This window comes from Streptomyces sp. BA2, assembly GCF_009769735.1.
In the GTDB taxonomy this organism is placed as follows: domain Bacteria; phylum Actinomycetota; class Actinomycetes; order Streptomycetales; family Streptomycetaceae; genus Streptomyces.
Genome location: NZ_WSRO01000002.1, coordinates 6,591,976 through 6,606,232 on the forward strand (window position 1 = coordinate 6,591,976; position 14,257 = coordinate 6,606,232).

At 70.5% G+C, this 14,257-nt stretch carries 12 protein-coding genes; 10 read left to right on the top strand and 2 right to left on the bottom strand.

The window, feature by feature from the left end; translation table 11 throughout:
• Window positions 1-96: 96 nt before the first annotated feature.
• The 5 genes from E5671_RS32610 to ftsH all read left to right on the top strand — a co-directional run bounded on the left by E5671_RS32610 (window position 97) and on the right by ftsH (window position 8,278).
• On the top strand, window positions 97-1,467 hold the full coding sequence (locus E5671_RS32610; protein ID WP_160507446.1) for an ammonium transporter: 1,371 nt from the start codon (window positions 97-99) through the stop codon (window positions 1,465-1,467).
• Window positions 1,464-1,802, top strand: coding sequence for a P-II family nitrogen regulator (locus E5671_RS32615; protein WP_150493276.1), 339 nt, complete (start codon window positions 1,464-1,466; stop codon window positions 1,800-1,802). Before E5671_RS32610 ends, E5671_RS32615 begins: the two co-directional genes overlap by 4 nt.
• Window positions 1,803-1,869: 67 nt before the next feature.
• On the top strand, window positions 1,870-4,335 hold the full coding sequence (locus E5671_RS32620; RefSeq protein ID WP_160507447.1) for a [protein-PII] uridylyltransferase: 2,466 nt from the start codon (window positions 1,870-1,872) through the stop codon (window positions 4,333-4,335).
• A 341-nt stretch (window positions 4,336-4,676) separates the two neighbouring features.
• Window positions 4,677-6,230, top strand: coding sequence for a signal recognition particle protein (gene ffh / locus E5671_RS32625; RefSeq protein ID WP_160507448.1), 1,554 nt, complete (start codon window positions 4,677-4,679; stop codon window positions 6,228-6,230).
• Window positions 6,231-6,337: 107 nt separating this feature from the next.
• Complete coding sequence (gene ftsH, locus E5671_RS32630) at window positions 6,338-8,278, top strand: ATP-dependent zinc metalloprotease FtsH (protein ID WP_160507449.1); 1,941 nt, start codon at window positions 6,338-6,340, stop codon at window positions 8,276-8,278.
• Here the strand turns inward: ftsH and E5671_RS32635 are convergent.
• Window positions 8,275-8,898 carry a maleylpyruvate isomerase family mycothiol-dependent enzyme gene (locus tag E5671_RS32635; RefSeq protein WP_160507450.1) on the bottom strand — a complete coding sequence of 208 codons (624 nt, stop codon included), beginning with the start codon at window positions 8,896-8,898 and terminating at the stop codon, window positions 8,275-8,277. The genes ftsH and E5671_RS32635 overlap by 4 nt on opposite strands.
• A 70-nt stretch (window positions 8,899-8,968) precedes the next feature.
• On the opposite strand from E5671_RS32635, the gene E5671_RS32640 reads away from it, so the two are divergent.
• Window positions 8,969-9,877, top strand: a complete 909-nt coding sequence (locus E5671_RS32640) for a LysR family transcriptional regulator (protein ID WP_160507451.1) — start codon at window positions 8,969-8,971, stop codon at window positions 9,875-9,877.
• A 6-nt stretch (window positions 9,878-9,883) separates the two neighbouring features.
• On the opposite strand, the gene E5671_RS32645 is transcribed toward E5671_RS32640, so the two are convergent.
• Window positions 9,884-10,747: an SAM-dependent methyltransferase gene (locus E5671_RS32645; RefSeq protein ID WP_160507452.1), complete on the bottom strand. Its 864-nt coding sequence runs from the start codon at window positions 10,745-10,747 to the stop codon at window positions 9,884-9,886.
• Between the two features lie 227 nt (window positions 10,748-10,974).
• Here E5671_RS32645 and proS point away from each other — a divergent pair, with 227 nt between their 5' ends.
• From proS to E5671_RS32665, 4 genes are all read left to right on the top strand, one after another.
• Window positions 10,975-12,390, top strand: a complete 1,416-nt coding sequence (gene proS, locus E5671_RS32650) for a proline--tRNA ligase (RefSeq protein WP_160507453.1) — start codon at window positions 10,975-10,977, stop codon at window positions 12,388-12,390.
• A gap of 272 nt (window positions 12,391-12,662) precedes the next feature.
• Window positions 12,663-13,259 carry a hypothetical protein gene (locus E5671_RS32655; protein WP_160507454.1) on the top strand — a complete coding sequence of 199 codons (597 nt, stop codon included), beginning with the start codon at window positions 12,663-12,665 and terminating at the stop codon, window positions 13,257-13,259.
• Window positions 13,260-13,467: 208 nt separating this feature from the next.
• The gene (rpsP, locus tag E5671_RS32660) at window positions 13,468-13,905 is read left to right on the top strand and encodes a 30S ribosomal protein S16 (protein WP_160507455.1); all 438 of its coding nucleotides are present in this window, start codon (window positions 13,468-13,470) and stop codon (window positions 13,903-13,905) included.
• 2 nt (window positions 13,906-13,907) lie between these two features.
• A complete protein-coding gene (locus E5671_RS32665) occupies window positions 13,908-14,147 on the top strand; it encodes an RNA-binding protein (RefSeq protein WP_030361979.1) in 240 nt (79 codons plus the stop codon).
• The last annotated feature ends 110 nt before the right edge of the window (window positions 14,148-14,257 follow it).

The following is a 14,257-nucleotide window of genomic DNA, read 5'->3' on the forward strand; positions in this document are numbered from 1 at the left end:
CCCCTGAAACGGCACTGGGCCAATCTCATGGCGCATAACGGCCCACCCCCTCTTGCCCCGCCCGCACGGGCCGCATACGACGACGAGGAGACGCCGATGCCCCCAGGCATCACGATCGCCGCAGACGCCCCGCAGCTGTCTGCCGCCAACACAGGGTTCATGCTCATCTGTTCCGCCCTGGTGATGCTCATGACGCCGGGACTCGCCTTCTTCTACGGAGGCATGGTCCGCGTCAAGAGCACGCTGAACATGCTGATGATGAGCTTCATCAGTCTGGGGATCGTCACCATCCTCTGGGTGCTGTACGGCTTCTCCATCGCGTTCGGCACCGACCACGGCAGCCTCTTCGGCTGGTCGTCCGACTACGTCGGGCTGAGCGGCATAGGGCTCAACGAGCTGTGGGACGGCTACACCATCCCGGTCTACGTCTTCGCGGTCTTCCAGCTGATGTTCGCGATCATCACGCCCGCGCTGATCAGCGGTGCGCTCGCCGACCGCGTGAAGTTCACCGCCTGGGCGCTGTTCGTCGCGCTCTGGGCCACAGTCGTCTACTTCCCGGTCGCGCACTGGGTGTGGGGCGCCGGCGGCTGGGCCTTCGAGCTCGGCGTCATCGACTTCGCCGGTGGTACGGCCGTGCACATCAACGCCGGTGCCGCCGCGCTCGGCGTGATCCTGGTCATCGGCAAGCGCGTCGGCTTCAAGAAGGACCCGATGCGGCCGCACAGCCTGCCGCTGGTCATGCTCGGCGCCGCACTCCTGTGGTTCGGCTGGTTCGGCTTCAACGCCGGATCGTGGCTGGGCAACGACGACGGCGTCGGCGCGATGATGTTCCTGAACACGCAGGTCGCCACCGCCGCGGCCATGCTGGCCTGGCTCGCCTACGAGAAGATCCGGCACGGCGCGTTCACCACGCTCGGCGCCGCATCCGGTGCCGTGGCCGGCCTCGTCGCGATCACCCCGTCCGGCGGCTCCTGCTCGCCGCTCGGCGCGATCGCCATCGGAGCCATCGCCGGCCTGCTCTGCGCCATGGCTGTCGGCCTCAAGTTCAAGTTCGGCTACGACGACTCCCTCGACGTCGTCGGTGTCCACCTCGTCGGCGGTGTCGTGGGCTCGCTGCTCGTCGGCTTCTTCGCCACCGGTGGCGTCCAGTCCGACGCCAAGGGCCTCTTCTACGGCGGCGGCCTCGAACAGCTGGGCAAGCAGGCCGCCGGTGTCGGCGCCGTCCTCGCGTACTCCATGATCGCCTCCGCGGTCCTCGCCTTCCTGGTGGACAAGACCATCGGGATGCGGGTCAGCGAGGACGAGGAGGTCGCGGGCATCGACCAGGTGCAGCACGCCGAGACCGCGTACGACTTCAGTGGCGCGGGCGGTGGCACGGCGCCCCGTACCGCCGCCTCCGTGCCCGGCCCGCCGGCTCAGGACGCCGGTAAGGCTGCGAGCGAGAAGAACAAAAGGGTGGACGCATGAAGCTCATCACCGCGGTCGTAAAGCCGCACCGGCTCGACGAGATCAAGGAGGCCCTCCAGGCCTTCGGCGTCCAGGGCCTGACCGTCACCGAGGCCAGCGGCTACGGCCGCCAGCGCGGTCACACCGAGGTCTACCGTGGCGCGGAGTACACCGTCGACCTCGTGCCGAAGATCCGGATCGAGGTCCTGGTCGAGGACGACGACGCCGAACAGCTCGTGGATGTCGTGGTCAAGGCCGCCCGAACCGGCAAGATCGGGGACGGCAAGGTCTGGAGCGTCCCGGTCGACACCGCGGTCCGGGTGCGGACCGGCGAACGCGGGCCGGATGCGCTGTGATCCGGACCGGGCAGGGCTGAGCAGGCTGAACTGAGCGGAACTGAGCGGGACTGACAGGAGCTGCTGGGTGACGAGTGTGGACGTACGTACTGAATCGGACTCGGAAGACTCCGGACCCAGCGGCTATGCGGCGGCCCGGCTGCGCCTCCTTCAAGGGGAGGCGCAGTCCGGGCCGCCGCGCCGTTCGGCACTCGCCGATCTCACGGACGACTGGCTGACCGGCCTTTTCACGGCCGCGGGTGCGCCACGGGGGGCCGCACTGGTGGCCGTGGGCGGGTACGGCAGGGGGGAGCTCTCGCCGCGCAGCGACCTCGATCTGCTGTTGCTGCACGACGGGAGCGCGGACGCCGGTGAGGTGGCGGCCCTCGCGGACCGCATCTGGTATCCCATCTGGGATCTCGGCCTCGCGCTCGACCACTCCGTGCGGACGCCCGCCGAGGCACGCAAGACCGCGGGCGAGGACCTCAAGGTGCAGCTGGGGCTGCTCGACGCGCGGCACGTCGTGGGGGATCTCGGACTGACTGCGGGGCTGCGTACGGCGGTGCTCGCCGACTGGCGGAACCTCGCGCCGAAGCGGCTGCCCGAGCTGCGGGAGCTGTGCGATGAACGGGCCGAGCGGCAGGGGGAGTTGAGCTATCTCCTGGAGCCGGACCTGAAGGAGGCCCGGGGCGGCCTGAGGGACGCGACCGCCTTGCGGGCCGTCGCCGCTTCATGGCTGGCCGACGCGCCTCGTGAGGGGCTCGCCGACGCCCGGCGACGGCTGCTCGACGTCCGGGACGCGCTGCATCTGACCACGGGGCGGGCCACAGACCGGCTGGCGCTGCAGGAACAGGATCAAGTCGCTGCGGAACTGGGCCTGTTGGACGCCGACACTCTGCTCCGTCAGGTGTACGAGGCCGCGCGCACCGTTTCGTACGCGAGTGACGTGACGTGGCGCGAGGTGGGCAGGGTGCTGCGGTCCCGGTCCGTGCGGCCTCGGCTGCGGGCCATGCTGGGGGGCGGCAAGGGGGTGGCGGCCGAGCGGTCGCCGTTGGCCGAGGGGATCGTGGAGCAGGACGGGGAGGTTGTCCTCGCCCGGGCGGCCCGGCCCGAGCGGGATCCGGTGCTGCCGCTCCGGGCCGCCGCGGCTGCCGCCCAGGCGGGGCTGCCCCTGTCGCTGCACGCGGTGCGCAGGATGGCGACGGCGGTGCGGCCGCTGCCCACGCCGTGGCCCGCGGAGGCGAGGGAGCAGCTGGTGACGCTCCTTGGGGCGGGGCGTCCGACGGTCGAGGTCTGGGAGGCGCTGGAGGCGGAAGGGCTGATCACTCGCCTGCTGCCCGACTGGGAGCGGGTGCGGTGCCGGCCGCAGCGCAATGCCGTGCACACGTGGACCGTCGACCGGCATCTGGTGGAGACGGCGGTGCGGGCCTCGGAGCTGACCCGGCGCGTGGGGCGGCCCGACCTGCTCCTTGTGGCCGGGCTGCTGCACGACATCGGGAAGGGCTGGCCGGGGGACCACTCCGTGGCCGGGGAGATCATCGCGCGGGACGTCGCAGCCCGGATCGGTTTCGACCGGGGCGATGTGGCGGTCCTCGCGACCCTGGTGCGGCATCACCTGCTCCTCATCGAGACGGCCACGCGGCGGGACCTCGACGACCCGGCCACGGTACGGGCGGTCGCGGACGCGGTGGGTTCGCAGGGGACCCTCGAGTTGCTGCACGCACTGACGGAGGCGGACGCGCTGGCCACCGGCCCCGCGGCGTGGTCCGCCTGGCGGGGTTCGCTCGTCGCCGACCTGGTGAAACGGGTGGGCGCGGTGCTGTCCGGGGACGAGCCGGAAGGTGCGGAGGACGTCGCTCCCACCGCCGAGCAGGAGCGGCTCGCGGTGGAGGCGTTCCGTACGGGTGGGCCTGTGCTTGCGCTGCGTGCGCAGACGGAGGGTACGTCGGCGGAGGAGCCGGCCGGGGACCCCGAGCCGCTGGGCGTGGAGCTGATCATCGCGGTGCCGGAGCAGCCGGGTGTGCTGTCCGCTGTCGCGGGGGTCCTGGCGATGCATCGGCTCGCGGTGCGGACGGCTGAGCTTCGGGGGGTGGGACTGCCGTCCGGCATCGAGGACTCGGTGCTGCTGTTGAACTGGCGGGTCGCGGCGGAGTACGGGTCGCTGCCGCAGGCGGCGCGGCTGCGGGCGGATCTGGTGCGGGCGCTGGACGGGTCGCTGGACATCGCGGCGCGCTTGGCGGAACGGGACGCGGCGTACCCGAGGCGGCGGGGGACTGTCGCGCCGCCGCCTCGCGTCACGGTGGCCTCGGCGGGCTCACGCCTCGCGACGGTGATCGAGGTACGGGCCCAGGACGCGCCGGGCCTGCTGCACCGGATCGGCCGGGCGCTGGAGTCGGCGGGGGTGGTGATGCGGAGTGCGCATGTGTCGACGCTGGGGGCGAATGCGGTGGATGCGTTTTACGTGACGGGAGAGGGGGAGGGCGCGGGGGCGCCGCTGTCGGGGGAGCGGGCTGCGGGGGTGGCTCGGGCTGTGGAGGAGGGGTTGCGGGGGTAGGGGGAGGGTGCGGGTCCCTGCGGGGCTGCTTTGGCTGCGGTGCGGTGCTGGTGCGTGTGTGGGTGCGGGGCCGTGCCGGTATGTCCGTCGATGGTCGCTGCGGGGTAATCGGGTGGGTGGGCGGGAAAGCTTGTTCGTTCAGGGGCGGATACGGGGTGAACGGGCGGGTGGGTGGGAGAGCCCCGCTCGGCAGGCCCGCTGCCCGGGGCGATAGACGGGGCGGCCCCCCGTCACGGAGTGACGAACCCCGCCCCGCTCCTGCGGGCCCGCCCGCCCGGCGGGGCAGATACCCTGGAGGGCGACCTATCCGCCCGCCCCCAACCCGAGGATTCGCGACCGCCGTGTTCGACACTCTCTCCGACCGCCTCGCAGCGACATTCAAGAACCTCCGGGGCAAGGGCCGCCTGTCCGAGGCGGACATCGACGCCACGGCGCGCGAGATCCGCATCGCCCTGCTCGAGGCGGACGTCGCCCTCCCCGTCGTCCGGGCCTTCATCAAGCAGATCAAGGAGCGCGCCACCGGGGCCGAGGTCTCCCAGGCCCTGAACCCCGCCCAGCAGGTCATCAAGATCGTCAACGAGGAGCTCATCGGCATCCTCGGCGGCGAGACGCGACGCCTGCGGTTCGCCAAGAACCCGCCGAGCGTCATCATGCTCGCCGGTCTGCAGGGTGCCGGTAAGACCACCCTCGCCGGAAAGCTCGGCCTCTGGCTGAAGGGGCAGGGCCACTCGCCGCTCCTGGTGGCGTGCGACCTCCAGCGCCCGAACGCCGTGAACCAGCTGTCCGTCGTCGCCGAGCGCGCGGGCGTCGGCGTCTACGCCCCCCAGCCGGGCAACGGCGTGGGCGACCCCGTTCAGGTCGCCAAGGACTCGATCGACTTCGCCAAGACCAAGCAGTACGACGTCGTCATCGTCGACACCGCCGGCCGCCTCGGCATCGACCAGGAGCTGATGCAGCAGGCCGCGGACATCCGCGACGCCGTCAGCCCGGACGAGGTCCTCTTCGTCGTCGACGCCATGATCGGTCAGGACGCCGTCAACACCGCGGAGTCCTTCCGTGACGGCGTCGGCTTCGACGGCGTCGTCCTGTCGAAGCTCGACGGTGACGCCCGCGGTGGTGCCGCCCTGTCGATCGCGCAGGTCACAGGCCGCCAGATCATGTTCGCCTCGAACGGCGAGAAGCTGGACGACTTCGACGCGTTCCACCCGGACCGCATGGCGTCCCGCATCCTCGGCATGGGCGACATGCTCACGCTGATCGAGAAGGCCGAGCAGACCTTCTCCCAGCAAGAGGCCGAGAAGATGGCCTCCAAGCTGGCGAGCAGCAAGGGCAAGGACTTCACGCTCGACGACTTCCTGGCCCAGATGGAGCAGGTCCGGAAGATGGGCAGCATCAGCAAGCTGCTCGGGATGATGCCCGGCATGGGGCAGATCAAGGACCAGATCAACAACCTGGACGAGCGGGACGTCGACCGCACCGCCGCGATCATCAAGTCGATGACGCCGGGCGAGCGCCACGAGCCGACGATTATCAACGGCTCGCGCCGCGCCCGTATCGCCAAGGGCTCCGGCGTCGAGGTCAGCGCCGTCAAGAACCTGGTCGAGCGCTTCTTCGAGGCCCGCAAGATGATGTCGCGGATGGCCCAGGGCGGCGGAATGCCGGGCATGCCCGGGATGCCGGGCATGGGCGGTGGCGCCGGCAAGCAGAAGAAGAAGCAGAAGCAGGCCAAGGGCAAGCGGAAGTCGGGCAACCCGATGAAGCGCAAGCAGGAGGAGCAGGAGGCCGCCGCCCGCCGCGAGCAGGCGGCCCAGGAAGGCGGCGCCTTCGGCCTCCCCGCGGGGCAGCAGGGGCAGAACTTCGAGCTGCCGGACGAGTTCAAGAAGTTCATGGGCTGAGGCCCTGTAGTTCGTACGCCGTCTGGGGCGCCCCTCTGCCGAGAGGGGCGCCCCAGGCGCTTTTCGGCGCAGGTGCCCAGCCCATGTTTGTGTCGTAACGTCCGGATATGAGCAACCCTGTGCCGCCGCGCCGGGCGCCCGACCAGCCATGGCGCTCCGAGGGCGCGCCCCCGCCCGAGCCCAAGCCGCCGCCGAAGAAGAAGATGCCGGGCGGATGGGGCCGCCTCATCCTCACCGCGCTCATCGTCTACCTCATCGCCAACCTCGTCCTCTCCTTCCTCGACGAGGGCGACGAGCCGACGATCTCGTACACGGAGTTCAGCAAGCAGGTCGACTCCGGGAACGTCACGAAGATCTACTCCAAGGGCGACGCGATCCAGGGGCAGCTCAAGAAGGAGCAGGAGAAGCCGGGCGACGAGAAGGGGAAGTACACCAAGTTCACCACCCAGCGGCCCGCCTTCGCCGACGACAAGCTCTGGGACGACCTCACCAAGCACGACGTCACCGTCACCGCCGAGCCCGTCGTCCAGGAGCGCAGCTTCCTCTCCAACCTGCTCATCTCGCTCGCCCCGATGCTGCTCCTGGTCTTCCTGTGGATCTTCATCGCCCGGCGGATGAGCTCGGGCATGGGCGGCGGTGCGGGCGGCATGCTGGGCCGCAAGGCGCCGCCGAAGCCGGTCGAGCTCGAACCGGGCGACAAGCGCACCACCTTCGAGGACGTGGCGGGCATCGACGAGGTCGAGGGCGAGCTCAGTGACGTCGTCGACTTCCTGAAGAACCCCGCCGCCTACCGCGACATGGGCGCCAAGATGCCGCGAGGCGTGCTGCTCGCGGGCCTGCCCGGCACCGGCAAGACGCTGCTCGCGCGGGCCGTCGCCGGTGAGGCAGGGGTGCCCTTCTTCTCGGCGTCCGCCTCGGAGTTCATCGAGATGATCGTGGGCGTCGGCGCCTCGCGCGTACGTGAACTCTTCGCCGAGGCCAGGAAAGTCGCGCCGTCCATCATCTTCATCGACGAGATCGACACCATCGGACGGGCGCGTGGCGGCGGCAGCGGGATGGGCGGGCACGACGAACGTGAGCAGACGCTGAACCAGATTCTCACCGAGATGGATGGTTTCTCTGGCTCCGAAGGGGTCATCGTCCTCGCGGCCACCAACCGCGCCGACATCCTCGACCCCGCCCTGACCCGCCCCGGACGCTTCGACCGGGTCGTCACCGTCAGCCCGCCCGACCGCGGCGGACGCGAGGCCATCCTCAAGATCCACACCCGTGAGATCCCGATGTCGAGCGACATCGACCTCGCCCAGGTCGCCCGTACGACACCGGGGATGACCGGCGCCGAACTGGCCAACCTCGCCAACGAAGCCGCCCTGCTCGCCGTCAAGCGCAAGCAGAAGGAAGTGACGCAGGCCGACCTCTCCGAGGCCCTCGAGAAGGTCCAGCTCGGTGCCGAGCGGCCGCTGGTCATGCCCGACGAGGAGCGGCGGCGCACGGCGTACCACGAGAGCGGACACGCCCTGCTCGGCATGTTGCAGCCCGGCGCCGACCCGGTCCGGAAGATCACCATCGTTCCCCGGGGGCGCGCGCTCGGCGTCACGCTTTCGACGCCGGACGCCGACAAGTACGCGTACACGGAGGAGTATCTGCGCGGCCGGATCGTCGGCGCCCTCGGTGGCATGGCGGCCGAACACGTCGTCTTCGAAGTCATCACCACGGGCGCGGAGAGCGACCTGGAACAGGTCACCAACATCGCCCGCGGCATGGTCGGCCGCTGGGGCATGAGCGAGCGCGTGGGCCGGCTCTCCGCACTGCCGAACGACGCCCAACAGGCCTACGGGCTCTCGGCCGCCCCCGGCACCCTCGACGTGATCGACCACGAGATGCGCCGGATCGTCGACGAGTGCTACGAGAGCGCGTGCCGGCTACTGAGGGACCATCGGGAGCAGTTGGACGCCCTGGCTGCCGCACTCCTGGAGAACGAGACCCTGGAGGAGGAGGCGGCGTACCGGGTCGTCGGCATCACACGGCTCACCAAGGACGTCGACTAGGCGGGTTCGGTGACGAAGCGGCCCCGCGGCTCCCCTCGGAGGCGGCCCGGGGGGAGCTTCCTGCCGTACAGGACGAGGAGGAGGTCCTGTGCGGCGCCGGTCAGCGGGGTGCCCGTGCCGTAACTCCAGTCGACGTCGTCGGCGCGCAGTTCGACGCCGGCGACGTCCGCCCCGAAGAACTTGGTGCTCTTGGGCGTGACCTTCTTAAGAAGGATGCCGACACGGTCCAGAGGGACCCTGCGTTCGAGTCCCAGGGCCACCGAGATGTCCAGGCCGTGCACCACGTCGTGGCCCAGGGCTCCCTCGATCCCGGCCATGGGCGGCTGCCAGGGGTGGTCGGCGTTGTCCCTGAGGAACGTGGCGAGCTGCCCCGTGGAGTAGGCGGCGGCGTCCTTGCGGGCGCACCGGTCGGTCATCCGGTGGAGGCTTCCGCGCGCCTTGACGAGTTCGGCCAGCGTCTTCGGGAGCGAGTACCGGAAGCCCAGCGACATATGGGCCGCCACTTCCCTGACCCGCCACCCCGCACACAGAGTTGGCACCTCCCACTGCGCGGGCGACAGATCGTCGAGCAGGGCGGCGAGGTCATGGCGTTCGGCGGCGACAGCGGTTCTGATGTCCACTTCTCCAGGGTGTCGAGCGCCCCGCCATAAGTCCAAGAGCTTGATCTTCTCGCGGCTAGCATGCCCGGTTATGGAACTCCGTCAGCTCCAGTACTTCGTCGCCGTCGCGGAGGAGGCCAACTTCACCCGCGCCGCCGCCCGACTGCACCTGGCCCAGCCGGGTGTGAGCGCCCAGGTCCGGCAGTTGGAGAAGGAGCTCGGACAGCAACTGCTCGACCGCTCGGGGCGTTCGGTGACGCTTACGGAGGTGGGCGAGGCCGTCCTGCCGTTCGCGCGGGCCGCGCTCGCCGCCGTCGAGGGCGTGCGGCACACCGCGGACGAATTCACCGGGCTGCTCCGCGGCCAGATCGCGCTCGGCCTGGTGTCCGGCGCGGCCACCCACGAGGTCGATGTGGTCTCCGTACTCGCCGACTTCCACGACGACCACCCCGGAGTCGAGATCGCCCTCACCGAGGACAGTTCGGACCGGATGCTGGCCGCGGTGCGCGGCGGCGCACTCGACATCGCCCTCCTCGGCCTGACGGACGAGGAGCCCCCGCCGGGCATCTCCTTGCGGACGGTGATCGACGAACCCCTGGTGGCCGTCGTGCTCCCGGGCGACTCCCTGCTCGCGCCCCAGGGGCGTACGACGATTCCGCTGGCCGGGCTCCGCGACCGCCCGCTGATCACCCTGCCGCGCGGTACCGGCGTACGCGGGGTGCTCGACCGTGCCTGCGCGCAGGCGGGCATCCGTCCCCGCGTCGCTTTCGAGGCGGCCGCTCCGCAGGTCCTCGTGCAACTCGTCGTCCGCGGTCTGGGCGTGGCCGTCCTGCCGGCGCTCGAACCGCGTACGGCGGCCGCGTACGGGCTGCGGACCCTGGAGATCACCGATCCGCGGCCCCGGGGCAGGATCGCCCTGGCCTGGCGCACGGACGGGCCCGCGAGCCCGGCGGCAAGGGCGCTCCTCGACCGGCTGCGGACAGCCCTGGGGCGAAGCTAGCCGGGGCTACGGCGTACGCGCGATCAAGTACCGGAACACATTCGGCATCCACACGGTCCCGTCCCGCCGCTTGTGCGGGTGCAGGGCCTCCGTCAGCTCCTTGTCGACCTGGACCTGATCCGTCGCGCCCACCGCCGCGTCGAACAGGCCCGTCGAGAGCAGACCGCGGACCGCGCTGTCCGTGTCCGCGTACCCGAAGGGGCACGCGACGCGACCCGAGCCGTCCGGCTTGAGGCCCGCCCGCTGGGCGACCTCCTCCAGGTCGTCACGGAGCGCGGGGCGCCAACTTCCCGTACTACGGAGCGGGTCGGCGAGCTTGGTCGCCACCTTCAGTACAGAAGAGGTCGTGCAGCGCTCCGGCGGACCCCATCCGACGAGGACCACAGGGGTGCCGCGCCCGGTCAGCGGGACGGTGGCCTCCAGGAGGCCGGAGAGGCCTTCGGAGTCGCCCGCCACACAGCCGATCGGCTGGAACGCGGTCACCATGTTGAAGGCGGGCGCGTCCGGCCCCGAGACGTCGGCGGGGCCTCCCTCGACGAGCCGGGTGCCGCCGTGCGGCCGTGCGTCCGAACTCGTGTCGGGCAGCAGGCGATCGCGCGCCAGGGCGAGCCGTTCGGGTGCCGAGGGGTCGACGCCGGTGACCGACGCGCCCCGGGACGCCGCCATCAGGAGGGCGAGTCCGGAACCGCAGCCGAGCCCGAGAAGCCGTGTTCCGCCGTCCACGTCGAGTCGTTCGTACACCGCTTCATAGAGCGGAACCAGCATCCGTTCCTGGATCTCCGCCCAGTCACGCGCGCGTGCGCACCGGTCCACGCCGCGGGGGGTCGTGCCCGCGCGGGGGAGGTGCGGCTGCGCGAGTGTAGGTGTCATCGAAAGCGCCCCAATCCGCCGAGAGTTGCTGGAGTGTCGTATTCAAACGGTTCGTCCGCCCCCGTGCAGTGCGCTCGCACTCCCCCCGTATGCCAGAGAACTCCGCATCCGTCGCGGCGTCCAGAGGTTGTGGGGCAATGCTTGCGTGCCACCGTCGTGCGCCCCCCGCAGGAGCCCCGGAGGAATTCAATTCCCGCTCTCCGGAGGCCCGCCGTACCATGCGCGCCATGGCTAAGGCACCCGTTCTCACGCCCCGGGCGGAAGACTTTCCGCGCTGGTACCAGGACCTGATCAGCAAGGCAGAACTGGCCGACAACGGCCCGGTGCGCGGCACCATGGTGATCCGACCGTACGGCTACGGCCTGTGGGAACGCATGCAGCAGGACATGGACGCCCGCATCAAGGAGACGGGCACCCAGAACGCGTACTTCCCGCTCCTCATCCCCCAGTCGTACCTGACCAGGGAGGCCGAGCACGTCGAAGGCTTCGCCCCCGAACTGGCCGTCGTCACGCACGGCGGGGGCAAGGATCTCGAGGAGCCGGCCGTCATCCGCCCCACCTCCGAGACGATCATCAACGAGTACTTCTCCAAGTGGGTGCAGAGCTACCGCGACCTGCCGCTCCTGATCAACCAGTGGGCGAACGTGGTCCGTTGGGAGCTGCGGCCCCGCCTCTTCCTGCGGACGTCGGAGTTCCTCTGGCAGGAGGGCCACACGGCCCACGCGACGTACGAGGAAGCACGCGACTTCGCGTCCCGCATCCACCAGGACGTCTACGGGGCCTTCATGCGGGACGTCCTCGCGATGGACTTCGTCCTGGGCCGCAAGACCGCGCGGGAGCGCTTCGCGGGCGCCATCAACACCCTCACGCTCGAAGGCATGATGGGCGACGGAAAGGCCCTCCAGCTCGGCACGAGCCACGAACTCGGGCAGAACTTCGCCAGGGCCTTCCACACCCAGTACCTCTCCAAGGAAGGCAAGCAGGAGCTCGTCTGGCAGACGTCCTGGGGCAGTACGACACGGATGATCGGCGCCCTGGTGATGATGCACGGCGACGACAGCGGCCTGCGGGTCCCGCCGCGCCTCGCACCGATCCAGGCCGTCGTCCTCGCCATCAAGGGCGACGACGCGGTGCTCGCCAAGGTCCGCGAGATCGGCGACCGCCTCAAGGCCGCGGGCGTGCGCGTCAAGGTCGACGACCGCACGGACACCCCCTTCGGGCGCCGCGCCGTCGACTGGGAGCTCAAGGGAGTGCCGTTCCGCGTCGAGGTCGGGCCTCGCGACCTCGAGAACGGCACCGCGATGCTGGCCCGCCGCATCAGGGGAGGCAAGGAGCCGGTCGCGATCGACTCCCTGGCCGCGCTGCTGCCCACCGTCCTCGAAGAGGACCAGAAGCTGCTCCTCGACCAGGCCCGTGAGCGCCGGGAGTCCCGCACCTCGGACGTCACCACCGTCGACCAGGCCGTGGAGGCCGCGGCCGCCGGCGGCTGGGCGCGCATCCCCTGGGCCACGCTCGGCCCGGAGGGCGAGGCGAAGCTCGCGGAGCACTCCGTGTCCGTACGGTGTCTGGTCACGGCGGACGGGGCGGTGCCTGACGCCGATGCGACCCCGGGTAACGTCGCTGTGGTCGCCCGCGCATACTGACGAGGGCGCCTCCGGTACCAGCGCGCTCGTTCCCGGCCCGTACGCCTGCTCAGGCAACACAAGCCCCGGTGTGAGTGGTTGTTCTACGCGCCGGGGCGTACGCGCCACTACGTACCGGCTTGCCATGAGCTGCGAGGCTTCTGGGCAGATCAGCGCACCCGCCCTCGTCCGGACGCATCAATGGCACATCAACGGCAACTGACGGGTACGTGCAAATTATTTGGGATGCCCCGGAATGGAACCCCTGGGCATCCCGGCTCGTTGTTCACGACGTGAGCACGACACCACCTGTTCTCGCCGCAGAGCTGGCACAGGCGTGGGCCGATATTCAGCGGCACCACCCCGAGCTGCCCGATCTAGCCGCGCCCGAATCCCTGATCGGAGAGTCGTCGTCCGCCTGCGGCGCCGAACTCTCCTTCGAGCGACTGCTCCATGAGGCAGTCCATGGCATCGCCGCGTCACGCGGCGTACGCGACACCTCACGCGCGGGCCGCTATCACAACCGCAGATTCCTCGCGATCGCCGAGGAGCTGGGCCTCGACCACCCCGAGGAGCCGCACCCCAGCAGCGGCTTCTCGCTGGTCACGCTCAACCCCGAGGCGCGCAAGCGCTATCGCCCGACGATCGAGCGGCTCCAGCGTGCCCTCAAGGCGCACACCGCGGCGACCGCCGCCGACACGGCACGCAGCTTCCGGGGTCCGGCCGCCCGGCACGGCTCCTCCGGGGGCGGTGTCCGAGTCAAGGCGGTCTGCGACTGCGGGCGCAACGTCCGCGTGGTGCCTTCGGTGCTCGCCCAGGCGCCCATCGTCTGCGGCGGCTGCGGCAAGCCCTTCCGTATCCCGGAAGTGGTCGGCGCCGTCGCCCGCTGACGGGCTGAGCTGGAGCTGCGTCGCCCGGGGCGTCCGGACTGATGTCGGACGCCCCGGCGACGTGTGGCACAATGGCTAGCTGTACTCGACAGCCGCATAGGAACCCTCTCGCCTCCGGCTGACGCGTCCATCGGGCACCCCGAGTACCGCAACCCCACGTGGCATCTCGTTGTGCCCAACCACGTCAAGACCAGGAGACACCACTCCAGTGGCAGTCAAGATCAAGCTGAAGCGTCTGGGCAAGATCCGTTCGCCTCACTACCGCATCGTCGTCGCCGACTCCCGTACCCGCCGTGATGGTCGGGCCATCGAGGAGATCGGTCTGTACCACCCGGTGCAGAACCCCTCGCGCATCGAGGTCGACTCGGAGCGCGCGCGTTACTGGCTCTCCGTCGGCGCTCAGCCGACCGAGCCGGTCATGGCGATCCTGAAGCTCACCGGTGACTGGCAGGCGCACAAGGGCCTTCCGGCCCCGGCGCCGCTGCTCGTCGCCGAGCCCAAGGACAAGCGCGCCGCGTTCGAGGCCTTCACCAAGGGCCTCGAGGGCGACGAGGCGAAGGGTGAGGCCATCACCCAGAAGGCCAAGAAGGCTGACAAGAAGGCGGACGCGGCCGAGGCCGCGCCCACCGAGTCGACCGAGGCCTGAGCATGCTCGAGGAGGCTCTCGAGCACCTCGTGAAGGGCATCGTCGACAACCCCGACGACGTGCAGGTCGCCTCGCGCAACCTGCGCAGGGGGCGTGTGCTCGAGGTCCGGGTTCACCCGGATGACCTCGGCAAGGTGATCGGCCGCAACGGCCGGACCGCGCGCGCTCTGCGGACCGTCGTGGGCGCCATCGGCGGCCGCGGTGTCCGCGTCGACCTCGTCGACGTGGACCAGGTTCACTGAACCACAGGTAGCACCGGCACGGGCCGGGGAGGGCTTCTGGGCCTTCCCCGGCCCGTAGTCGTCTGTAGGCGCTTACGGGCCCCTTCCGTAGGCACACGACAGGAGAGAGA